We start from the raw sequence: 21838 nt of genomic DNA, 5'->3' as shown, positions 1-21838 counted from the left end.
CGGCGCGCAGGCGGTCTCCTCGACGCGCATGAACAGGTCCTAGCCCATGCCCTCCTATCAATACGAAGCGATCGATGCCGCCGGCCGCGCCGAGCGGGGAAGGATCGAGGCCGACAGCGAGCGCGGCGCCCGCCAGACGCTGCGCAACCGGGGGCTGCTGCCGCTGAGCGTGGTGGAAGCGCGCCGCCGCGCGGGCGCGGGCATCGGCGCCCGCGCGCGGCTGCGCGACGCCGATCTGGGCTGGCTGACGCGCCAGCTGGCCAGCCTGCTGGCGGCCCGCCTGCCGCTGGAGACCGCGCTGCGCGCGACGCTGGAGCAGGCCGAGCGTGCGCAGGTGGTGCGCGTGCTGACGGCCGTGTGCGACGACGTGCGCGCCGGCCTGCGTCTGGGACAGGCCCTGGATGCCCATCCCCGCGATTTCCCCGACGTCTACCGGGCGCTGGTGGATGCCGGCGAGCAGTCGGGCGATCTGGACCGGGTGCTCGAACGGCTGGCCGACTACATCGAGGCGCGCGGCGCCCTGCGCAACAAGGTGCTGACCGCCTTCATCTATCCCGGGATCGTCACCGTGGTGTCGATGGCCATCGTCGTCTTCCTGCTGAGCTACGTGGTGCCGCAGGTGGTGGGGGCCTTCACCCAGGCGCGCCAGACGCTGCCCTGGCTGACGCGGCTGCTGCTGGCCGCGAGCGCCGGGATCCAGGACTGGGGCCTGGCGGTGGCGGCGGGGCTGGCGCTGTGCTTCGTCCTGTGGCGCCTGCATCTGCGGCATCCCGCCGCCCGGCTGGCCTGGCACGCCCGGGTGCTGCGCCTGCCGCTGCTGGGGCGCTATGCGCAGGGCGTGGACGTGGCCCGGTTCGCCGCCACGCTGGCCATCCTCACGGGCAGCCGGGTGCCCCTGCTGCAGGCCCTGGAGGCCTCGGGCCGCACGCTGCGCAACCGCAGGCTGCGGGCCGCCGTGGCCGATGCCCTGCGCTGGGTGCGCGAAGGCGGCTCCCTGGCCCAGGCGCTGCAGGCGCAGAAGGTCTTCCCGCCGCTGCTGATCCATCTGGTCGCCAGCGGCGAGCGCACCGGCGAGCTGCCCGCCATGCTGGATCGCGCCGCGGGCGTGCTGGCCGCCGACCTGGAGCGGCGCGCCCTGACCTTCACCGCCGTGCTCGAACCGCTGATGATCCTCGCCATGGGCGGCATGGTGCTGGTGATCGTGCTGGCGGTGATGCTGCCCATCATCGAGATCAACCAGCTGATCCAGTAGGCGGCCAGCAGGCGGGCGGCCGTGCGGACCCGGTGCGGCGGCGGGGCCGGACCGTGGGGCTATTCCCCGCCCACCACGATCTTCCCCAGCTGCTCGTCGGATTCCATGCGGGCGATGGCCGCTTCCAGTTCGCCGAATGGAAACACCCGGTCGATGGCGGGCACGAGCCGGCCGTCGGCGACCAGCGGCAGGACCTGTTCGGCGACGCCCCGGACGATGCGCCGGCGCTCTTCGGGGCCGCAGCCCTTGCTGGACACGCCGAAGACCGTCAGGCGCCGGGCGTGCAGGGCGGCGAGGTCGAGCCGGCCTTCGAGCACGCCGTCCATGTAGCCGACCGTGGCCAGCCGGCCCTCGAAGGCCAGGCAGCGGACGCATTCCGCGAACACCGAGCCGCCGACGATGTTGACGGCCAGGCCGGCGCCCCGGCCGCCGGTGGCGGCCATCACGGCGTCGTGGAAATCGGCGGCGCGGGTGTGCAGGCCCACGTCCAGGCCCAGGCGTTCCAGGTCCGCCAGCTTGCGCGCCGAGCCGGAGGTGCCGATGACCCGCGCGCCCAGCGCCTTGGCCAGCTGCAGGGCGGCCACGCCCACGCCCGAGGAGATTCCGGTGACCAGCAGCCATTCGCCCGCGGCCAGCCGGCCCTGGGCGATCAGCATGTCGTACACGACCATGGTGGCGATCGGGAGGGCGGCGGCCTGGATCCAGGAGAGGCGCTCGGGTACGGCCATGGCCTCGTGCGCGTCCAGCAGCGCGTAGTCGGCGAAGGCGGCGCGGCAGCGCCCCATGACGCGGTCGCCGGCCTGGAAGGGGCCGGCATCGGCCCCGGCCCGCACGACCTCGCCAGCCGCCTCGATGCCCAGGACGGCCGGGGCGCCGGGCGGCTGCTTGCGCAGCGCCAGGAACTCGCCGCGGTTCAGGCCGGCGGCACGCACGCGCACCAGCAGCTGCTGCGCGCCGGGCCCGGGGATCGGCGTGTCTCGAGGTTCGATCCGGATCCGGTCGTCGACCAGTCGGGCGGTATGGGCGCGCATGCGGGGCCTCGTGGATGAAGGGGAGGGAATCCGTGAAGAAGATACGGTAGCACGCACCCGGGATGGCACGCGTCCGGCGGAGGGCGTGCGGCCGGCAGGGGGACGTGTGGCCGGCGAGGGACATGCCTGATGAGGAACATGCCTGATGAGGAACATGCCCGATGAGGAACGTGCCCGGCGTGGGGCATGCGGCGGCCGCCTGGGCGCGGATGGGGGTAAACCAGGGTATCCGGGATTTTTTTCCTATAAGATAATTTTCCTATCGGAAAAAATGGAATACAGGCAATGAGCGACGAGGTGTTCGACTTCGCGGTGGTCGGCGCGGGCATGGCGGGGGCTTCCGTCGCCTACCGCCTGGCCCGGGAAGGGGCGTCCGTGGCGGTGCTGGAGCGCGAGTCCCGGCCCGGCTACCACTCCACGGGCCGTTCGGCGGCCATGTTCATGGAAAGCTACGGCACGGAGCAGATCCGCGCCCTGACGCGGGCCAGCCGCGCGTTCTTCGAGCAGCCCCCGGAAGGCTTCTGCGCGCATGCCCTGCTGCATCCGCGCGGCGTGCTGTACGTCGGGACGGCGGGACAGGAGCGTTTGCTGGACGACGCGCTGGCGATGTACCGGCGCGAGGGCCTGCGGGCCGAACGGATCGACGCGGCCCGGGCGAAGGCCATGGCGCCGTGCCTCGAAGCGGACAAGCTCGTCGGCGCCGTGCACGACGTGGACGCCACCGACATCGACGTGGCCGAGCTGCACCAGGGCTTCCTGCGCGGCATGGCGCGGCAGGGGGCCCGCCTGCGCTGCGACGCCGAACTGGCCGCCGCCGCGCTCGACGAGCAGGCTGGCGTGTGGACGCTGACGCTGGGCGGCGGCGACGCCGTGCGGGCGCGCGCCGTGGTGAATGCCGCCGGCGCCTGGGCCGATCCGGTGGCGGCGCTGTGCGGCGCGCGGACGCTGGGGATCGAACCCAGGCGCCGCTCCGCGTTCACGTTCGCCGCGCCGGAGGGGGTGGACGTCGCCGCCTGGCCGGCCGTCATCGGCGTCGATGAAAGTTTCTACTTCAAGCCCGACGCGGGCCAGCTGCTCGGCTCGCCGGCCAACGCGGACCCGGTCGCGCCGCACGACGTCGTGCCCGAGGAACTCGACATCGCCCTGGGCATCCACCGGATCGAATCGCTCACCAGCCTGCGCATCCGGCGGCCCCGGCATGTCTGGGCCGGGCTGCGCAGCTTCGCCCCCGATGGCGATTTCGTCATCGGCTGGGATCCGCGGCGTCCGGGATTCTTCTGGCTGGCGGGGCAGGGCGGCTATGGCATCCAGACTTCGGCGGGCGCGTCGGCGGCCGCCTGCGCGCTGCTGCTGGGCCGGGCGCTGCCGGAATTCCTGGCGCGGCAGGGCGTCGCCGCCGACCGGCTGAGCCCACGCCGCTTCGACGCGGACCGGACCTGAAATCCGCCCGGTGCCGCGAGCGCCGGGCGCCCGCGCCTCGGGCGCGCCGATTCATTCCATCATCACTGGCATCACTAGACCATCGGGAGACAAGGGCATGGATTCGTTCAAGGACGTCTGCAGGATCGCGGGCGCGTTCGTCGGCGTCATCATCGGCGCGGGATTCGCGTCGGGGCAGGAAATCCTGCAGTTCTTCGCCAGCTTCGGCGCCATCGGCCTGGTCGGCTGCGTGGTCTCGGGCGTGCTCTTCGCCCTGCTGTCGATGGCGTTCTCCACCATGGGCCAGCGGCTGGCGGCGGATTCGCACAAGGAAGTCGTCAACGCCATGCTGGGCCGCCACCTGGGCCTGGTGTTCGACGTGCTGATCACGTTCTTCCTGTTCGCGATCACCGTGGTGATGCTGGCCGGCGCCGGCTCGCTGCTGAATCAGTGGCTGGGCATCCCGGAGGTCTGGGGCAGCGTGCTGGCCACCGTCGCCACCATCCTGATCGTGTGCCTGGACATCCGCAGCGTGATCGCCTTCATCGGCGCCGTCACGCCGTTCCTCATGTTCATGACGGTCGTGGTGGCCGGCTACGTGCTGATGACGCCGCACGCCGGCCACGAGGCGCTCGCGGCCGCCGCGCAGACCCAGCCCCGCGGCGCCGGCCAGTGGCTGGTCGCGGCCCTGCTGTACGTGTCCTACAACATCGTGGCGGGGATGCCGTTCCTGGTGATCATGGGCGGGCAGGCCCGGTCGCGGGCGACCGCGCTGTGGGGCGGCGTCCTGGGCGGGCTGCTGCTGGGCGTCCTGATCCTGCTGATCGCCGTGGCGATGTACCTGCGCATGGACACCATCGGCGGGATGCCCATGCCGATGCTCTCGATCGCCACGCAGATCTCGCCCTGGCTCGGCCACCTGATGTCGCTGGTGATTTTCGGCATGATCCTCAACACGGCGGTCGGCATGCTCTATGCCTTCATGGCGCGCATCGTGCCCGCCGACAGCGGCAGGTTCCGCGTCGGCACCGTCGCGGCGGGCGTGCTGGCGCTGGCGGGCAGCTTCGTCGGCTTCATCCAGCTGGTGGGGATCGTGTATCCGATCTACGGCTACATCGGCTTCGTGCTGATGGCGCTGGCGTTCGTGGGCTGGCTGCGCGTGGCGCGCCGCGGGGACGGCGCCGCGTCCCGCGCCTGAGGCCGCATCGCCGGTGCCGGACGCCGGATCGACATAGAATGTCGCAAGCGCCCGATCGGGGCGCATCGCAACCTTCGCCATCATGCCCGGCCCGACGAACAAGAAAACCCGCGCAGTCCAGGTCCTCTCCAAGGTGCTTCCGGGCGCGGCCGCGCCGCCGGCCTCCGCCGCCAGCCCCGGGCTGGCGGGCCGGCACGAGGTCGGGGCCAGGATCCGCGCGGCGCGCAAGGAGCGGCGGCTGACGCTGCAGCAGGTGGCGCAGCGCAGCGGCCTGGCGGTGTCCACCGTCTCGAAGGCCGAGCGCGGGCAGATCGCCCTCAGCTACGAGAAAGTGCTGCAGCTCGGCCGCGCGCTGGACATCGACATGACGCGCCTGTTCATGCAGGCGGACGCGCGGCTCGAAGTGGACGCGGCCGGGAGCCCGACGGTCGTCAAGGACCGCTTCGCCGACGTGCAGCGCTACGAGACCGACCAGTACGAATACAGCGTGCTGTGCGGCGCGTTTCCGGGCAAGAAGATGCAGCCGCTCGTGGCGCTGATCAATGCGCGCGAGGCGCGCGATTTTTCGGAGACCATCCGGCATCCGGGCCAGGAATTCGTCATGGTGCTGTCCGGCCGGGTGCGCATCCTGTTCGAGAACGGCGAGGCCGTCGAGCTCGGCCGGCACGAGGCCGCCTACTTCGACAGCGGCGTCGGCCACGTCTACGTCAGCCTCAGCCGGCAGCCGGCGCAGGTGGTTTCGGTCTGTTGTTGATGGGAGGTCCCGCATGACCCGCAAGACGATCAATGTCGCATTCACGTCCGACGACTGGCGCGGCGTCGCGCTGTCCAATTTCAGCCTGTCGCCCTTCGAGCTGGACGGCGTGCCGCTGGCCTCCGTGGAAGGCTTCATCCAGGGCATCAAGTTCCCGCCGGGCCATCCGGCCCGCGAACGCGCCTTCGCTTCGGCGGCCTGGGAGGCCAAGGAATGCGGCAAGGGGGCGGACAAGCGCCACGCCTACTGGGGCGAGGCGCGGATCGAGTTCGGGTCCGACGAGCACCACCGGCTGGTCGAGCGGGCGCTGCGCGCGCGCTTCGCCCAGAACGAGGGCCTGCGCCGCCTCCTGGCTTCCACACGCGGCCTGGAAATCCTGCACCAGACCGGCGAGGGGCCGGAGCCGGAGCGCACCTCGCTGCCGGCGGCCCTGTTCTGCCGCATCCTGAGCGACATCCGCGAGGCCTCGGCGCCGCCCGCGGACCTGGCGGAACGGATCGTCGAGCAGACGACCGATGCGCTGATCTACGCCGACCGCGCCGGCCGGATCGCGCGCTGGAACCAGGCGGCCTGCCGGCTGTTCGGCTTTTCCCGCGACGAGGCGCTGGGCGCCAGCCTGGATATCATCATTCCCGAGCACCTGCGCGCCGCCCACTGGGCCGGCTACGACGCCGCGCTCGCCAGCGGCCGCACGAAGCTCGCAGGCCGTCCGACCCTGACGCGCGGAGTGCACAAGGACGGCCGGAAGCTGTACGTGGAAATGACCTTCGCCCTGGTCAAGGACGAGTCGGGCGCCGCCATCGGCTCGGTCGCCATGGCGCGCGACGTGACCGAGCGGGTGGAACGGGAGCGCGCCGCGCGCAAGGCGCAGGCCCAGGGAAGCTGATGGCGGCTCTGCATCAGGCTCTACATCATCAGCCGTGTCTGATGAGTGCCACCACTCGCTCATGGGGTAGTGCGCTGCCGGCATTTTTATGAAATTCCCGGGAGCCAGGCTCGGCACTCATGGCTTATGCGGCATCTATTCCTGCTGATGGGTATTCTTGGCGTGAAGCCGGATAGGAGAACTACTTGTTTGATGCTCGTCGCGAGGCCTGTCGATTTCTGAGCTTTGCCAACTGGGCCAGGGAAGACTTGTAGCTGTCAATGGCATAGTCAAGCCTGGTCAGATTGATTTCTATGAAATCCCGCCTGTAGTCGTCTGGGTTGAGACTGTACTGATCCCATATATTTTGATTCGGTTCCGTGCCTTTGATTATTTCCTTGAGCTCCAGAAAGTTCCGTTCGAGTTTCTCAAGGTGTATTTCTATTTCTGTTGTTCTAATGATTGCCATTTTTGAATGAGATATGAGGCGTGAGTGGGGATAGAGAGGGGTAATCTGAACCCTGGGGCGGTCATGGTGATGGCTCCCACGGATTGACGATGGTCACCCCCGTCGGTTTGAAATCGGCCACGTTGCGCGTTACCACCGTCATGCCGTGCGCCAGCGCCGTAGCCGCGATGAGCGCGTCACGCTCGCCGCGCTTGTCCGGCACATGCAGTCGAGCGCAGCGCTGCGCCACAGCGGTATCGATAGGCAACGTGCGCCCGGAGAACTCGGGTAGTACGTGTTGCTCCAGCCACGAGCGCAGAATGGCTCCCTGGGCAGCGTCTTTGCGTTCAATCGACAGAACGCCGAACTCCAACTCCATGATGGTGATGGCCGATACGAAGAGGTCGGCGGCATCGACGCTTTCCGTCCATGCCGTCACATTCCCATCGGCTTTGCCAAGCCGTACCTTGCGCAGCTCGGACAGCACGTTGGTATCGAGCACATACATCATGAGAGATCAGCCGGCCGGGCTCCAATGGTCACGCGCGGTGGCTCGAACTCGATGTCCGCAACACCCGGCATCGCCAGCGCGTCGGCAATGTTGCGCCGCTGCTTTGTCAACCGCTGATAGTCCTCGAAGCTGAGCAGCACGTGCGCGGGCTTGCCGCGATCCGTGATGAACACCGGGCCGCTCTTGGTGGCCTTCTTTGCTCGCGTCACGTCCTGGTTCAACTCTCGACTGGATAGGGTCGTGATGGTCATAGAGCACCTCCAGCATCAATAATGGTAGGTACGTTACTACAACGCTGATTGAAAGGCAAGTGGCTGATCGAGGCGATGGGGACGGGAGATGCCAGCTTGGCCGATCTCTCCATCACTATTGACACCGCCTCACGCGATGAACGGAAAACAGAGGGGCAATCCGATGACCGCCGCTCCCATCATCAAGGTATATGCCTGGAACTACTCTCCATTGGCCACCCATTTCTGATTCGGCGCACTGGCCGTAAAGTCGCGATCCAGCACATTGGCGGCAATGGCATGGGCCGACCTGGATCCGGTATCGGACGGATGACGACGACGCTTGGCCCGGACCACGATGTTTGCGTGGCGCATCAGACGTGCCACGCGATGCCTGCCGCAGTGCTCGCCCCAGGCGCTCAGATCCCGCCATATCCGGGGGCTGCCGTACGTTCGGTCGCTGGCCTGGAAGCTCTCGCGAATTCGACCCAGCAGCCGCTCGTTGGTCCGTTGATGGGCGCTGGGCGATCGGGCGTGCCACTCGTAGAAGCCGCTGCGCGACACGCCCAGCGTTCGGCACAGTTCGCTGACCGACCAGACGGCCCGATGCCGGGCGATGAACGGATACTTCATGTCTGATCCTTGGCAAAGTATCCGACCGCTTTTTTTAATATGTCTCGCTCGGTCTTGACCTTCGCCAACTCTCGGCGCAACTGCTCGATCTCCTGCTGCTGCGCGCTCTTGAGCGGCTTGCCAGGCGCGGGCTCCCAGGTGCCGCCGCGCATCTGTCCTACCCACCGCCGCAGAACACTGGGGTCCAGCCCCAGGTCCTGCGCAATACGCGACACATTGGTATCGGGCTGTTCAGCCAGCCGTACCGCCTCGCGCTTGAACTCGTCTGTGAAATGCCTTCTGGTTCGTGCCATCGTTTCGCTCTCCAGGCATGATCATGCCATCTGATCTGTCCGGAGTGGTGGGGCAAGCCCACCGAAGAGGCTGAACGTGAGTACCTGAAGCAGCACAAGAAATAGGTTCGGGGTTCCAGTGTGGTGCTGCAAGACTCCATTAGGTTGCATGTATGTGTCATGTAACGGAGGCTTGAACTTGTGGCGTAGGCAAGGAAAAAGCCCCACACCCTTAGGATGTGGGGCTTTAGGTGGTGGGCCCCCCGAGAGTCGAACTCGGCACCAATGGATTATGAGTCCACTGCTCTAACCAGGCATGAGCTAGAGGCCCTTAACTGTACAGCGGCATACATTTTGGTTACACCGCCGTATTTTGTGCATTCAGAATCGTTTTTAAGTATCTGTTTTTAATAAATTTTTTAGCCTGAAACCACAATTCGACCCGCCTTTTATGAGTCCGCTGCTCTAACCAGGCATGAGCTAGAGGCCCGCCCCAGTCCCCCGGTGCGTTGCGCCCGGGGCCGGAAGTCGGGGATTATCGCATAGCGCGCCGCCCGCCGCCGCCCGCGGCGGAGAGGAGGGCGGACGGCGGCAATGGAAGGGCGATCAGCCGCCCGCCGCGCGATGGCCGCGCCCCGGTCCCGATGGTAATCTGGACCCTGGCATAAAAACAGCAACGACCCGGGAAGTCCTCCATGCGGCATCTTCTTTCGCGCATCGCGCTGGCGGCGCTGATCCTGTGCGGTTCCGCCTCCGCCTCGGCCCTGTCGGTGACGCGGTTCTCCCCCGAGGGCATGATGGCCCGGATCGCCCGGGTGCAGGCCGATTTCGACGCGCCCGCCGTGGCGCTGGGCGACGACGGGGCGGCCGATCCCTTCCTGATCGCCTGCGACGACGACACGGCCCGGGGCTCGGGCCGCTGGACCGATCCGCAGCACTGGGTCTATGCCTTCGACAAGCCATTGGCGGGGGCGGTGTCGTGCCAGGCGAAACCCAACCCCGATTTCCGCGACCTGCAGGGCCGACCGCTGACCGGCGACACCCGCCGATTCGCCACCGGCGGGCCGCGCGCCCGCCTGGTCCGCCCCTGGGACCGCACCATCGCGGAAGACCAGGTCTTCGTGCTGCGCTTCAACGCCGCGCCGGACACGCAGTCCCTGCTGCAGCACAGCCATTGCGAAGTCGAAGGCCTGGGCGAGGCCGTGCCGGTGCGCATGGTGACGGGCGTGGACCGCGAGCGGATCCTGAAGGCGGTCGCCGGCGACGGCGAGACGGACGCCTGGGACGACGCCCGCCTGCTGCAATGCAAGCGCCTGCTGCCGTCCAAGGCGCGGGTGCGGCTGGTGGTGGCGCCCGGCGTGCGCTCCGTGGGGCAGGCGGGCCGGCCGGGCGTGCCGTCCACGGCGGGGCTGGCCGAGGACTTCGAGGTCCGCGCGGCCTTCCATGCGTCCATGCGCTGCACGCGCACCCATGCGCAGGCGCCGTGCTCGCCGCTGTTTCCCATCGAACTGTCGTTTTCCAGCCCGGTGCCCCGGGAGCAGGCCGCGCGCATCGCGCTGGAAACGCCCCAGGGGCGGCGCACGGCGCGGCAGTTCGGGCCCGACGCGGAAGCGTCGGGCGACGCCCTCGAGAGCCTGAGCTTCGATCCGCCCTTCGCGGAGCGGTCCACCCTGACCCTGGCGCTGCCCGATGCGTTGCGCGACGACATGGGGCGGCCGCTGGACAACGCCGACCGCTTTCCCCTGGCGATCACGATGGACGCCATGCCGCCGCTGGCGAAGTTCGCCTCCGGCACGTTCGGCATCGTGGAGCGTTTCGCCGAGGGCGCGCCGGGCCAGGACCGGCCCGCGCTGGCGCCGCTGGCACTGCGCCGAGTGGAGCCGCAATTGCAGACCCGTGAGCTCGTTCTGTCCGCCGGCCAGGCGCGCGACCAGGTGATCACCGACGACGTCCAGGCCCTGCAATGGTATGCCCGGGTGAGGAATCTCCAGGAGGGCTCGCTCACGGCCGGCCAGTTCGCCGACCGGCTGGCGCTGCGCCCGCCGCGCGAGGCCCGCGAAGGCGAACCCCTCATCGACGTGCGCGCGCGTTCCGTGTTCGGCCCCAAGGACGAGGTCCGGACGCTGGCGCTGCCCGGCGTGCGGGATGCGGAGGGCCAGGACATCGAGATGGTCGGCATTCCTCTCGCCGAGCCCGGCCTGCACGTACTGGAGGTCGCCTCGCCCCGCCTGGGAGCCGCGTTGCTGAAACGCGAGGGCGCGGCGGCGGACGAGCAGGTCATGCACGTGCGCTCGGCGGTGCTAGTGACGAACCTGGCGGTCCACCTGAAGGCCGGGCGCGACGACACCCTGGTCTGGGTGACCACGCTGGACCAGGGCCGGCCGGTGGCGGGCGCGCGGGTGGCGGTGCTCGACTGCGATGGCCGCCGCCTGCTGGACGGGCAGACCGACGCGCAGGGGATCTGGCATGCGGACACGCCCGTGCCGACGGACCGGTATTGCGAAGGCGTGGAGCAATCGGGGGTGTTCGTCACGGCGCGCATTCCCGCCGACCATCCCCAGGCCCATGGCCAGGCGGATTTTTCCTTCGCCTGGTCGAACTGGGACCGGGGGATCGAGCCCTGGCGCTTCAACGTGCCGGTCAGCCGGTCCCGCGATCCCGACCTGGTGGCCCATGCGGTGCTGGACCGCACGCTGCTGCGGGTGGGCGAGACGGTCTCCATGAAGCTGTTCCTGCGCCGCCTGAGCCGGGCCGGCGTGGAAAACCTGCCCGCCGACCGCCTGCCCGCGCAGGTCCGCCTGACGCACGACGGTTCGGGCGATGCGCAGACCCTGGCCCTGCACTGGCAAACCAGCCCCAGCGGCGGCCAGTACGCCCTGGTCGACTACACGATCCCGCGCAAGGCCCATTTGGGCAGCTACTCGATCGAACTGCAGCCCGTGACGGACCAGCCGGACGACGAGTGGGCGCCCTGGCTGCACGCCGGCGAATTCCGCGTCGAGTCCTTCAAGCTGCCGCTGCTGACGGGTTCGCTGAAGATTACGGGCGGCGAGGCGCAGGCCGCCGGGCCGCTGGTTGCTCCGCCGTCAGTGCGGGCCGATCTGCAGCTGTCCTGGATCTCGGGCGGACCGGCGCGCGACCTGCCCGCCACGCTGTCGGCGGTGGCGCGGCCCCTGACGCCGGATTTCGCCGGGTACGGCGACTTCAGCTTCGGCATGGAGCCGTCGGCCGAGGGGGACGACGCGCAGTCCGGGGATCCGGAATCCGGCGGCCCCGCGGCTGCCGGCCTGCGGCGGCTGATCCTGGACCGGCGGCCGCTGCGCCTGGACGGCCAGGGCGGGGCGCGGGTGGACCTGACGGACCTGCCGCACCCGGCGGAGCCCCAGTCCTGGCTGTTCGAGGCGTCCTTCGCCGATCCCGCCGGCGAGATCCAGACGCTGGCCCAGACGGCGCGGGTCTGGCCCGCGGACGTGGTGGTTGGCCTGCGCACGGGCCGCTGGATGTCGCGCGGGGAAAAGTCCAGCGTCACGCTGCTGGCGCTGGACACGGCCGGACGGCCTCAGGCCGGCGTGCCGGTTCAGCTCGATGGGCGCGTGCGCACCACCTACAGCACCCGCAAGCGCCTGGTGGGCGGGTTCTACGCCTACGATTCCCATGAGCGGGTCGCCTCCCTGGGTACGCTGTGCCAGGGGAATACCGATGCGAAGGGCATGCTGGAATGCCCGGTCAGCCTGGACCGGGACGGCCGGATCGAATTGTCCGCCCAGGCCCGCGACGCCCAGTCGCGCGTGTCGCGCGCATCGACCTCGATCTGGGTCTGGGGCGGCGAGGCCTGGTTCGGCGAGGGCAACGACGACCGGATCGACGTGATTCCCGCCAAGGCCGACTACAAGCCCGGCGAGACCGCCGAATTCACCGTGCGCATGCCGTTCCGCCAGGCGCGCGCGCTGGTGGCGGTGGAGCGCGAGGGCGTGCTGGAAACCCACGTGGTCGAGCTGGATGGCGACGAGCCCGTGGTGCGCCTGCCCGTGCAAGCGGGCTGGGGGCCGAACGTCTACGTCTCGGTGCTGGTCGTGCGCGGCCGTATCCGCCAGGTGCCCTGGACCTCGTTCTTCGAGTGGGGCTGGCGCCATCCATTGGACTGGATGCAGGCGCGCGCCGCCCGGTCGGACGCCGCGCCGGAGCCCGCCGGGCTGGTGGACCTGGCCAAGCCGGCGTTCCGCTTCGGCCTGGCAGGCATCCGCGTCCAGAGCGAGGCCGACCGTCTGCAGGTCAAGGTCGAGGCCGACCGCGACGCCTACCAGGTGCGCCAGCATGCCAAGGTCCGCATCCAGGCGACCCTGCCCGACGGCACGCCGGCCGCCGGGGCCGGCGTGGCCTTCGCCGCCGTGGACGAGGCCCTGCTGGAACTGCGCGACAACGCCAGCTGGGACCTGCTGGGCGCCATGCGCGTGGAGCGCGACTACGGCGTGGAGACCGCCACCGGCCAGGGCGAGGTCGTCGGGCGCCGCCATTACGGCCGCAAGGCGGTGGCGGCAGGCGGGGGCGGCGGCTTCAACGCCACGCGCGAGCTGTTCGACACGCGCCTGCTGTGGCGCGGCGACCTGACGCTGGACGCGCAGGGCCAGGCCACGCTGGAGGTGCCGCTGAACGATTCCCTGACGCGCTTCCGCCTGGTGGCCGTGGTCGACCAGGGGCAGGGGATGTTCGGCACGGGCTTCACCGACATCGTCAGCACCCAGGACCTGCAGGTGGTGTCGGGGCTGCCCCTGGTGGCGCGCGAGGGCGACCGCTACGAGGCCCGCGCGACGGTGCGCAACCGCACGGCGCGGCCGATGACGCTGGCGCTGTCGGCGGCCGTGGCTGCGGCCGACGGTGTCGAGCAGGCACTGCCCGAGCAGGCCCTGCAACTCGAACCGGGGGCGGCGCAGACCGTGGCCTGGCCGGTGACGGCGCCAATGCTGTCCGGCCGGTCGGAGACCGAGGCGCTGAAGTGGCGCTTCGAGGCGCGCACCATCGAGGGCGAGGCGGCGGCCGACCGGATCGTCGTCACGCAGACGCTGCTGCCCGCCGTGCCGGTGACGGTGCGCCAGGCCACGCTGCTGCGGATCGCGGACGGGGTGCCGCAGCGGGTGCCGGTGGATGCCTCGGCGCGGGCGCTGGCCGATGCGTCGGGGCTGCCGCGCGGTGGCGTCCGGGTCAGCCTGCAGTCCAGCCTGGCGGGCTCCCTGCCGGGCGTGCGCGCCTGGCTGGAAGCCTATCCCTACACCTGCGTCGAGCAGCTCAGCGCCAAGGCGCTCGGGCGGCGGGATCCGGCCGCGTGGCAGGCCCTGATGAAGCGCCTGCCCGACTACCAGACCGAGTCCGGCCTGCTGTCGTATTTCCCCGGCGGGCGCGGCAGCGTGGTGCTGACGGCGCACCTGCTGGAACTCGCCGCGCGGGCGCAGGTCCCGGCCTACGATCTGCCGGCCGGGACGCGCGAGCGCATGCTGGCGGCCTTGCAGGACTACGTGTTCGGCCGTCTGACGGAAGACGGCTGGGCGCCCGTGCAGGACGATTTCTGGCGCAAGCTGATCGCCGTCGACGCGCTGGCGCTGGCAGGCGCCTGGCAGCCCGGCATGCTGGACAGCTTCGCCCTGGCCGTGGACGACTGGCCGACGGCCGCCGTGGTGACCTGGCTGTCGATCCTGCGGCACGTGCCGGAGCTGGACGACCGTGACGCCCTGTCGGCCCAGGCCGAGGCCGTGCTGCGCGCACGGCTGGCGCGGCGGGGCACTTCGCTGGCGCTGGCCGACGAGACGGCGAACTCGGGCTGGTGGCTGATGAGCAATGCCGCCACGGCGCAGGCCCGCCTGCTGATGACGGTGCTGGACCGGCCCGGCTGGCGCGCGGACCTGCCGCGCCTGCTGACCGGCCTGCTGGCCATGCAGCGCGATGGCGCCTGGTCCACGACCGCGGCCAATGCCCTGGGCACCCTGGCGGTGGACCAGTTCGCCCGCGCGACGGAAACCCATGCGGGCGAGGGCGCGGTGCGCGTGGCCCTGCCGCCCGGCGAGCCGGCCGTGCTGCCCTGGTCCGACATGCCGCAGGCCGACGGCATCCGCCGCCAGACGCTCGACCTGCCCTGGCCTCCGGCGGGCAAGGGCGCGCTGGAAATCGCCCAGCAGGGGCGGGGCGGCGGCTGGGCGACGGTCGCGGCGCGCGCCGCCGTGCCCCAGACCCAGGCCGTGGACGCCGGCCTGCGGGTCGAGCGCACGGTCACGCCGGTATTCAAGGCGCGGGCCGACCGCTGGTCGGTGGGCGACGTCTACCGCGTGCGTCTGCGCGTCCAGGCCCGGGAAGCCCTGGTCTGGTCCGTGATCAGCGATCCGGTGCCGGCGGGCGCCTCCATCCTGGGCGGCGGGCTGGGGCGGGATTCCAGCCTGGCGGCGGCGGGTGAAAGCCAGGAGGACTGGTGGAACCGGCCCAGCTTCGTGGAACGGGACGCCGGCGTGTTCCGCGCCTACTACGAGGTCATGGAGCCGGGCGAGCGGACGCTGGAATACACGGTGCGGCTGAACGTGCCGGGGGACTACCAGCTGCCGCCGACGCGCGCCGAGGCCCTGTACCAGCCGGATGTCTTCGGCAGCGCGCCCAACGCGCCCCTGCGCGTGGCGCCCCAGCCCTGATGGGACGGATGGACGGGGTGCGCCGAGGCCTTCGGACCGTCGCGCGGAGGCTGGGCCTGGCCTTGGCCCTGGCCGCGGCGGCGCAGCCTTGGGCCCAGGCTCAAGCTCCGGTCCAGGTCCGGGCTTCTTCGGACGCCTTTCCGCCGGACTACGCGGCCGTCCGGGCGGCCTGGCGCCCTTCGGACGCGCGCCTGCTGGCCGCGGACGGGCGGGAACTGCAGCGCCTGCGCACGGATTTCTCCGGCCGGCGCGGCGACTGGCTGCCCCTGGCCGAAGTCTCGGCCGCCCTGCAGCGGGCCGTGGTGGCGTCCGAGGACCGGCGCTTCTACGCGCATGGCGGGGTGGACTGGCTGGCGAGCGTCTCGGCGGCCTGGTCGTCGGCCTGGGGCACGGGCGCCCGGCGCGGCGCTTCGACCCTGAGCATGCAGCTGGCGGCCCTGCTGGACCCTGGCCTGCGGCGCGGGCCCGGCGGGCGCGGCATCCTGCAGAAGCTCGACCAGATGCAGGCGGCCTGGGCGCTCGAATCCCGCTGGACCAAGTCCGAGATCCTGGAAGCCTATCTCAACCTGGCGGCCTGGCGCGGCGAGCTGGTCGGCGTCGATGCCCTGTCCCGGGTGCTGTTCCAGAAGCATGCCTCGGGCCTGACCTTCCGCGAGGCCGCCCTGGCCGCCGTGCTGCTGCGCGGACCGAACGCACCGGTCCCGACGCTGGTCCAGCGCGGCTGCGCCCTGCTGCGGGAACTGGGCCGGCCGGGCGAGTGCCGTGGCCTGCGGGACTTCACGCAGGCGGCCCTGGCGCGCGCCCGCGAGGCGCGTTTCGACACCCCGGCGCTGGCGCCGCACTGGGCGCGGCTGCTGTGGGAGGCCGGGCTGGCCGATGCGCGCGGCGAGATCCGCTCCACGCTGGACCGCGGCCTGCAGGCGGCGGCGGTGCGCTCCGTGCGCCGGCGCCTGGGCGAATTGCGCGGCACCGGAGTGACCGACGCGGCCGTGGTGGTGCTCGACAACCGCAGCGGCGCCGTGCTCGCCTACGTGGGCTCGTCGGGCGCGTTGTCCGAGGCCGCCGACGTGGACCATGCGCGCGCCGTCCGCCAGGCGGGCTCGACCCTGAAACCCTTCCTGTACGCCCTGGCGCTGGACGAGCGGCGCCTGACGGCCGCCTCGCTGCTGGATGACAGCCCGGTGGGGCTGGACGGGGGCGGAGGGCTCTACGTGCCGGACAATTACGACCACCGCTTCGGCGGCTGGGTCAGCGCGCGCACGGCGCTGGCGTCATCCCTGAACGTGCCGGCCGTACGCACCCTGATGCTGGTCGGCCCCGACGCGCTGGCCGGCCGCCTGACGGCGCTGGGCCTGCCCCTGGCGCGGGACGGGGACTACTACGGCTACAGCCTGGCGCTGGGCTCGGCGGACGTGACGCTGCTGTCCCTCGCCAACGCCTACCGGGCGCTGGCGCGCGGGGGCGACTACGCGCCCGTGAACCTGCGGGCGCGGCCCGGCGCCGAGGTTCAGGCGGGCAGCCGGCTGTATTCGTCCGAAGCCGCCTGGATCGTGGGCGACATGCTGGCCGACCGTCCCGCGCGCGCCCGCACCTTCGGCCTGGACAGCCCGCTGACCACGCGCTTCTGGACCGCGGTGAAGACCGGCACCAGCCGCGACATGCGCGACAACTGGTGCGTGGGCTGGTCGGCCGACTACACCGTCGGCGTGTGGGTGGGCAACAGCGCCGGCGCCAGCATGCGCAACGTGTCGGGCGTCAGCGGCGCCGGCCCCGTCTGGCACGACGTGTTCGACTGGCTCTACCGCGACCATGTCCCGCCGGCGCCGCCGCGGCCGCCGGGCGTCGTGGAGCGGGCCGTGTCCTTCGGCGAGGGGCTGGAACCCGCGCGCATCGAGTATTTCCTGGGGGACACGGCCCAGGCCCGCTTCGCGCCGCCGGACGCGCGGGCGGATCCCGGCCGGCCGCGCATCGCCGAGCCCGTGGACGGCACCATCCTGGCCCTGGACCCCGACATTCCCTGGGACCGCCAGCGCCTGCGCCTGCGGGCGGTGGATGCCGCCTCCCGGCCGGTGGACGATGCGCGCTGGTTCCTGGATGGCGAACCCTACGGCGCGGGCGGGGCGCCGGACTGGGCGCCGCGTCCGGGTGCGCACGTGTTCGAGCTGCGGGATGCGGCCGGCGCGGTGCTGGACCGGGCCCGGGTCGTCGTCCGGGGCGCGCGGTTCGCGGCCGGGGTTCCAGCCAGTATTCCAACAGGGCTTCCAGACGGGACGCCAGCAGGGGCTCCAGACGGGACGCCAGCAGGGGCTCCAGACGGGACGCCGGCAGGGACTCCAGACGGGGTTCCAGCAAGGATCCCGGCCGGCGTCCTGGCCGGAGGCCGCGCGGGCGGCCGGGATCCGGGGAACCATTCTGTTCCTCAGGGTAAACATTGATCACAGCGAAATATGCCATCATGCGGACATGAACAAGATGCAAAGGAGGCGAAGGATGCGCAATCCGTGCAGTGGGGGCAGGCTTTGGTCGGCGGCTCTGGCCGGGACGGTGGTATTGGGCCTGGCGGGGTGCCAGGTTCCGCCCGGGTCGCGGAGCGGGGGAGACGAGATGGCCGCCGTGCCGGCCGCGGCGCCGACGCAGACGGGACCCCGGCATGCCATCACCGAGAACCGCAAGGCGCTGGACCTGCGAGTGTTCCTGGCCGATGTGCGGTCCCGGCCCGGCTGGACACCGGTCAGCCTGAAGCCCTCGGGCATGCTGTACGTGCGGCCCACGGCGGTGATCGGCCGCAGTGATCTGATCGGCATCCAGTCGGCGACCGATCAGAAGGGCGACGGCATCCTGGTGCTGATCCTGAGCGACGAGGGGTTGCGCAAACTGCGCGAAGCCACGGCGGCGAACCCCGGCCTGCGGCTGGCGCTGGTCGTGGGCCGCACCATGCTGGCTGCGCCCGGCTATGCCGCGCCGATCACCCAGCAGCAGCTCGCCTTCGGCGTGGGCTCGGCGCGCAACGCCGAACTGGCCGCCCGCTCGGTCGCCGGCGTGGACGCTCCTCCATCCACGGAGGGGTTCTGAGGGGGACGCGACCCTGAGCCCCGCGCCGCCTCCCGGCTCGCGCCGCGTTGTTTTTTCGATGCGGTCGGCGCGGGACTGCAATTTTTTCTTGCCGCGATGACGCTGTATCGGTAAAAATCTACGCATTGCGTATATAGGAGCCGAAGATGGCGATTTCCCAGCAAGTCTTCCTGCGCGACGCGATGCGCCGTCTGAACCTGACCCGCGACGTGTTCGCGGCCCGCATCGGAGTCAAGCGCCGTGCATTGGATACCTGGCTGCTGCCGGAAGGCTCGCAGGAAGCGCGGGCGATGCCCGAAGTGGTGTCCCGCTTCGTCACCGAGATCGTGGAAAACGACGCACTGATGCAGAAGTATGCGCAGAGCGCACAATCCGGGCCCTTGCGCGACCGTATCGCCATCGACAACAAGCACCAGCTCCTGTCCGTGGACCAGTTCACGCGCGAGTCCGTCGAGGAACTGTTCCGCGTGGCCGACCTGATGCAGCCCATCGCCCGGCGGCAGAAGGTTTCGCGCGTCCTGGAAGGCGCGGTGCTGGGCAATCTATTCTTCGAGGCCAGCACGCGCACCCGCGTCAGCTTCGGCGCGGCCTTCTGCCGCCTGGGCGGCTCGGTGTGCGACACCACCGGCTTCACCTTTTCTTCCATGGCCAAGGGCGAATCCATCTACGACACCAGCCGCGTGATGAGCGGCTACGTGGATGCCATGGTGATCCGCCACCCGGAAAAGGGCTCCGTGGCCGAGTTCGCCGCCGCGACCAACATCCCCGTGGTCAACGGCGGCGACGGCGCGGGCGAGCACCCCAGCCAGGCGCTGCTGGACCTCTACACCATCCTGACGGAATTTTCCCGGCTGGGGAAACTGCTGGACGGCGCGCACATCGTCATGGCCGGCGACCTGAAATACGGCCGCACGGTGCATTCGCTGATCAAGCTGCTGGCCCTGTACCGCGGCATGAAATTCACCCTGGTGTCGCCGCCGGGCCTGGAAATGCCGGAATACCTGCTGGACCAGGCCAGCCGCAACGGCCACGTCATCGAGCAGACCCACGACCTGGCCGCCGGCCTGAAGGGCGCCGACGTGGTCTATGCCACCCGGGTGCAGAAGGAGCGCTTCTCGGGCGAAAGCCTGGAGGGCTATTCGGCCGACTTCCAGGTCAACCGCGCCATCGTGGACGCCTGCTGCGGCCCGGACACCATCGTCATGCACCCGCTGCCGCGCGACAGCCGCGAGGGCGCCAACGACCTCAGCACCGACCTGAACCACGACCCGCGCCTGGCGATCTTCCGCCAGACGGACAACGGTATCCCGGTGCGCATGGCGATCTTCGCCGTGCTGATGGGCGTCGAAGGCCTGGTGCAGCATTCGCTGCGCGACGTGACCTGGACGCCGCCGTCCCACATCGGGCCGGACGACAGCGTGTTCCACGGGATCGACTGATCCCGCATAAGGGATGCCGCGGGCACCGCACTCATTTCGCACTCCCCAGCTCCCGGTCGGCTTCCTCGCCTTCCAGCATCAAGGTCGTTTCCTCGATGCGCCGGAACGACCAGGTATCATGAGACGGGCCCGCCTCATCGAGGCCGGGCATGACGAGGCTGGGCATGAATTCAACGGGAAAACAGGGGGCGCCATGCGATTCGTACAGGGAATGCGACTGAAGCTGTGGCTCGCGGCCGGCTGTCTCGTGCCGGCCATTTCATGTGCGCAGGACGTGCAGCCGGCCGCCGTGCTGTTCGAGAACGTGCGGATCTTCGACGGCAAGAGCGATACGCTCTCCGCGCCGTCGAATGTCTTGGTGCGGGGCCATGTGATCGAACGGATCGCCACTGGCCCGATCCCCGTCGACCGCCGGGCCGATACCCGCATCATCCAGGGCGGCGGGCGGACGTTGATGCCCGGGCTCATCGACGCGCACTGGCATGCCATGATGGCGGCCGTTCCCATGCCGGTGCTGTTGACCGGCGACATCGGCTACATCAACCTGGTGGCCGGCAAGGAAGCCCGCAACACGCTCATGCGGGGCTTCACCAGCGTCCGCGATCTCAGCGGCCCCGCCTTCGGGCTCAAGCGGGCCATCGACGAGGGCGTGGTGGACGGGCCGCGGATCTGGCCTTCCGGGGCGATGATCTCGCAGACCGGAGGGCATGGTGATTTCCGCATGCCGTACGAGGTTCCCGCCGGCCGGAACGCTCCGCTCAGCCGCGGCGAAGCGGTCAATGGCGGTGTGATCGCCGATGGCGCGGACGAAGTCCGCAAGCGCGTCCGCGAACAGCTCATGCTGGGCGCGACCCAGATCAAGCTGGCGGCGGGCGGCGGCGTGTCGTCGCACTACGATCCGATCGATGTCGCCCAGTACTCCGAGGGCGAATTCCGCGCCGCCGTCGAGGCCGCCGAGAATTGGGGCACCTATGTCACGGTTCACGCCTACACGCCGCGCGCCATCCAGGCGGCCGTCCGCGCCGGCGTCAAGGTCATCGAACATGGCCAGCTGATGGACGAGCCGACCGCCCGGCTCATGGCCGAGCGGGGCGTCTGGCTGAGCGCCCAGGCCTTCATCGACAACGAGTTTTCCAATCCGAAGACCGGCGAGTCGCGCGCCAAGCAGCTCGAGGTGTACGCCGGAACCGACAACGCCTACCGGCTCGCAAAGAAATACGGGCTCAAGGTCGCCTGGGGCACCGACATCCTCTTCGACCCCGGCATGCCCGTCCACCAGGGGGCGATGCTGGCGACGATGACGCGCTGGTATGCGGCACCCGAGGTGTTGCGGATGGCCACCAGCACCAACGCGGAACTGCTCGCGCTGTCGGGCCCCCGCAATCCCTATCCGGGCAGGCTGGGCGTCGTGGAAGAAGGCGCGCTCGCCGACCTGCTGCTCGTGGAAGGCGATCCGATCGCCGACATCGGCCTGATCGCGGATCCGGAGAAGAACTTCGCCGTGATCATGAAGAACGGCAAGTTGTTCAAGAACGCCCTGCCCGGATGAGGCTTGCCGGTGACTCCAGGCAGGCGCGCAATCGCGGCAGCAGGTCGGCGGGCTCCGTGCGCCTCACGCGCACCTCGGGCGTGCCGTGCCAGTCCGCGCATCGCCGGATCGCCCCGGCCACGGCCTGCAGCGCGGCGTCGTTCAGCGTGGCGTCCCGTTCCGTGAACAGCGCCTTGATCTCGAACACGCCCTGCGTCCGGTGCGCCTTGGCATCCAGCCGCCCCACCAGTGCGCCCCGGTGCAGGATGGGCAGGACGAAGTAGCCGTAGGTGCGCTTCTCCGCGGGCGTATAGCACTCGATGCGGTAGTCGAATCCCCACAGCGCCGAGGCGCGTTCGCGGTCCCACACCAGCGGGTCGAAAGGGGACAGCAGCGTGGTGTGGGTGGCGCGCAGCCGGCCCTCTAGCCTGGATTTTTCACCAAAAGGAATCGGCACATCCCTGAAACCCGCATAAAATCAAGGTGCGAACAAGATTTTGGGGAAAGATGTGCCGATA

Annotated in this window: 16 protein-coding genes, 1 tRNA gene and 1 pseudogene; 10 read left to right on the top strand and 8 right to left on the bottom strand. The window is 70.2% G+C overall.

Features of this window, described 5'->3' with window-relative positions:
- Positions 1-46: 46 nt before the first annotated feature.
- Positions 47-1252 carry a type II secretion system inner membrane protein GspF gene (gspF, locus tag HNR28_RS07935; RefSeq protein ID WP_043682270.1) on the top strand — a complete coding sequence of 402 codons (1206 nt, stop codon included), beginning with the start codon at positions 47-49 and terminating at the stop codon, positions 1250-1252.
- A gap of 59 nt (positions 1253-1311) precedes the next feature.
- On the opposite strand, the gene HNR28_RS07930 is transcribed toward gspF, so the two are convergent.
- Positions 1312-2283, bottom strand: coding sequence for a zinc-binding dehydrogenase (locus HNR28_RS07930; protein WP_151024703.1), 972 nt, complete (start codon positions 2281-2283; stop codon positions 1312-1314).
- Positions 2284-2568: 285 nt separating this feature from the next.
- Between HNR28_RS07930 and HNR28_RS07925 the strand changes: the two genes are divergently transcribed.
- The 4 genes from HNR28_RS07925 to HNR28_RS18795 all read left to right on the top strand — a co-directional run bounded on the left by HNR28_RS07925 (position 2569) and on the right by HNR28_RS18795 (position 6540).
- A complete protein-coding gene (locus tag HNR28_RS07925; RefSeq protein ID WP_043682275.1) occupies positions 2569-3723 on the top strand; it encodes an NAD(P)/FAD-dependent oxidoreductase in 1155 nt (384 codons plus the stop codon).
- 97 nt (positions 3724-3820) lie between these two features.
- Positions 3821-4900, top strand: a complete 1080-nt coding sequence (locus HNR28_RS07920) for a YkvI family membrane protein (protein ID WP_043682277.1) — start codon at positions 3821-3823, stop codon at positions 4898-4900.
- A gap of 82 nt (positions 4901-4982) precedes the next feature.
- Complete coding sequence (locus HNR28_RS07915) at positions 4983-5654, top strand: helix-turn-helix domain-containing protein (protein WP_184142716.1); 672 nt, start codon at positions 4983-4985, stop codon at positions 5652-5654.
- A gap of 13 nt (positions 5655-5667) precedes the next feature.
- On the top strand, positions 5668-6540 hold the full coding sequence (locus HNR28_RS18795) for a PAS domain S-box protein (protein WP_211369311.1): 873 nt from the start codon (positions 5668-5670) through the stop codon (positions 6538-6540).
- A 509-nt stretch (positions 6541-7049) separates the two neighbouring features.
- On the opposite strand, the gene HNR28_RS07900 is transcribed toward HNR28_RS18795, so the two are convergent.
- From HNR28_RS07900 to HNR28_RS07880, 5 genes are all read right to left on the bottom strand, one after another.
- Positions 7050-7478, bottom strand: coding sequence for a type II toxin-antitoxin system VapC family toxin (locus tag HNR28_RS07900; protein ID WP_211369312.1), 429 nt, complete (start codon positions 7476-7478; stop codon positions 7050-7052).
- Positions 7475-7729, bottom strand: coding sequence for a type II toxin-antitoxin system Phd/YefM family antitoxin (locus HNR28_RS07895; protein WP_151024704.1), 255 nt, complete (start codon positions 7727-7729; stop codon positions 7475-7477). Before HNR28_RS07895 ends, HNR28_RS07900 begins: the two co-directional genes overlap by 4 nt.
- Positions 7730-7930: 201 nt before the next feature.
- On the bottom strand, positions 7931-8341 hold the full coding sequence (locus tag HNR28_RS07890) for an IS3 family transposase (RefSeq protein ID WP_151024705.1): 411 nt from the start codon (positions 8339-8341) through the stop codon (positions 7931-7933).
- Positions 8338-8634 carry a transposase gene (locus HNR28_RS07885; RefSeq protein WP_151024706.1) on the bottom strand — a complete coding sequence of 99 codons (297 nt, stop codon included), beginning with the start codon at positions 8632-8634 and terminating at the stop codon, positions 8338-8340. Before HNR28_RS07885 ends, HNR28_RS07890 begins: the two co-directional genes overlap by 4 nt.
- 231 nt (positions 8635-8865) lie before the next feature.
- Positions 8866-8944 (bottom strand) — tRNA-Ile (locus tag HNR28_RS07880).
- A 364-nt stretch (positions 8945-9308) separates the two neighbouring features.
- Between HNR28_RS07880 and HNR28_RS07875 the strand changes: the two genes are divergently transcribed.
- The 4 genes from HNR28_RS07875 to HNR28_RS07860 all read left to right on the top strand — a co-directional run bounded on the left by HNR28_RS07875 (position 9309) and on the right by HNR28_RS07860 (position 19792).
- A complete protein-coding gene (locus tag HNR28_RS07875) occupies positions 9309-15281 on the top strand; it encodes an alpha-2-macroglobulin family protein (RefSeq protein WP_151024707.1) in 5973 nt (1990 codons plus the stop codon).
- A gap of 8 nt (positions 15282-15289) precedes the next feature.
- Positions 15290-17716, top strand: a complete 2427-nt coding sequence (gene pbpC / locus HNR28_RS07870) for a penicillin-binding protein 1C (protein ID WP_409360347.1) — start codon at positions 15290-15292, stop codon at positions 17714-17716.
- A 169-nt stretch (positions 17717-17885) separates the two neighbouring features.
- On the top strand, positions 17886-18353 hold the full coding sequence (locus tag HNR28_RS07865; RefSeq protein WP_170288465.1) for a hypothetical protein: 468 nt from the start codon (positions 17886-17888) through the stop codon (positions 18351-18353).
- 146 nt (positions 18354-18499) lie between these two features.
- Positions 18500-19792: an aspartate carbamoyltransferase gene (locus HNR28_RS07860; protein WP_151024709.1), complete on the top strand. Its 1293-nt coding sequence runs from the start codon at positions 18500-18502 to the stop codon at positions 19790-19792.
- Positions 19793-19823: 31 nt separating this feature from the next.
- Here the strand turns inward: HNR28_RS07860 and HNR28_RS18685 are convergent, their stop codons facing one another.
- Positions 19824-19958, bottom strand: a complete 135-nt coding sequence (locus HNR28_RS18685; RefSeq protein WP_280528027.1) for a hypothetical protein — start codon at positions 19956-19958, stop codon at positions 19824-19826.
- Between the two features lie 45 nt (positions 19959-20003).
- On the opposite strand from HNR28_RS18685, the gene HNR28_RS07850 reads away from it, so the two are divergent.
- Positions 20004-21341: a metal-dependent hydrolase family protein gene (locus tag HNR28_RS07850; protein WP_151024710.1), complete on the top strand. Its 1338-nt coding sequence runs from the start codon at positions 20004-20006 to the stop codon at positions 21339-21341.
- On the opposite strand, the pseudogene HNR28_RS07845 reads toward HNR28_RS07850, so the two are convergent.
- Positions 21319-21735: pseudogene (locus tag HNR28_RS07845) on the bottom strand (DNA glycosylase AlkZ-like family protein); the annotation flags it as partial. The gene HNR28_RS07850 and the pseudogene HNR28_RS07845 sit on opposite strands and share 23 nt — an antisense overlap.
- Between the last annotated feature and the right edge of the window lie 103 nt (positions 21736-21838).

Source organism: Castellaniella defragrans, from assembly GCF_014203015.1.
Lineage (GTDB): Bacteria > Pseudomonadota > Gammaproteobacteria > Burkholderiales > Burkholderiaceae_B > Castellaniella > Castellaniella defragrans.
This window is presented reverse-complemented; position numbering and strand designations above follow the sequence as displayed.

Coding starts and splice junctions, on each gene's coding strand:
- gspF (WP_043682270.1), top strand. CDS start 47: ATGCCCTCCTATCAATACGAAGCGATCGATGCCGCCGGCCGCGCCGAG.
- HNR28_RS07930 (WP_151024703.1), bottom strand. CDS start 2,283: ATGCGCGCCCATACCGCCCGACTGGTCGACGACCGGATCCGGATCGAA.
- HNR28_RS07925 (WP_043682275.1), top strand. CDS start 2,569: ATGAGCGACGAGGTGTTCGACTTCGCGGTGGTCGGCGCGGGCATGGCG.
- HNR28_RS07920 (WP_043682277.1), top strand. CDS start 3,821: ATGGATTCGTTCAAGGACGTCTGCAGGATCGCGGGCGCGTTCGTCGGC.
- HNR28_RS07915 (WP_184142716.1), top strand. CDS start 4,983: ATGCCCGGCCCGACGAACAAGAAAACCCGCGCAGTCCAGGTCCTCTCC.
- HNR28_RS18795 (WP_211369311.1), top strand. CDS start 5,668: ATGACCCGCAAGACGATCAATGTCGCATTCACGTCCGACGACTGGCGC.
- HNR28_RS07900 (WP_211369312.1), bottom strand. CDS start 7,478: ATGATGTATGTGCTCGATACCAACGTGCTGTCCGAGCTGCGCAAGGTA.
- HNR28_RS07895 (WP_151024704.1), bottom strand. CDS start 7,729: ATGACCATCACGACCCTATCCAGTCGAGAGTTGAACCAGGACGTGACG.
- HNR28_RS07890 (WP_151024705.1), bottom strand. CDS start 8,341: ATGAAGTATCCGTTCATCGCCCGGCATCGGGCCGTCTGGTCGGTCAGC.
- HNR28_RS07885 (WP_151024706.1), bottom strand. CDS start 8,634: ATGGCACGAACCAGAAGGCATTTCACAGACGAGTTCAAGCGCGAGGCG.
- HNR28_RS07875 (WP_151024707.1), top strand. CDS start 9,309: ATGCGGCATCTTCTTTCGCGCATCGCGCTGGCGGCGCTGATCCTGTGC.
- pbpC (WP_409360347.1), top strand. CDS start 15,290: ATGGACGGGGTGCGCCGAGGCCTTCGGACCGTCGCGCGGAGGCTGGGC.
- HNR28_RS07865 (WP_170288465.1), top strand. CDS start 17,886: ATGGCCGCCGTGCCGGCCGCGGCGCCGACGCAGACGGGACCCCGGCAT.
- HNR28_RS07860 (WP_151024709.1), top strand. CDS start 18,500: ATGGCGATTTCCCAGCAAGTCTTCCTGCGCGACGCGATGCGCCGTCTG.
- HNR28_RS18685 (WP_280528027.1), bottom strand. CDS start 19,958: ATGCCCAGCCTCGTCATGCCCGGCCTCGATGAGGCGGGCCCGTCTCAT.
- HNR28_RS07850 (WP_151024710.1), top strand. CDS start 20,004: ATGCGACTGAAGCTGTGGCTCGCGGCCGGCTGTCTCGTGCCGGCCATT.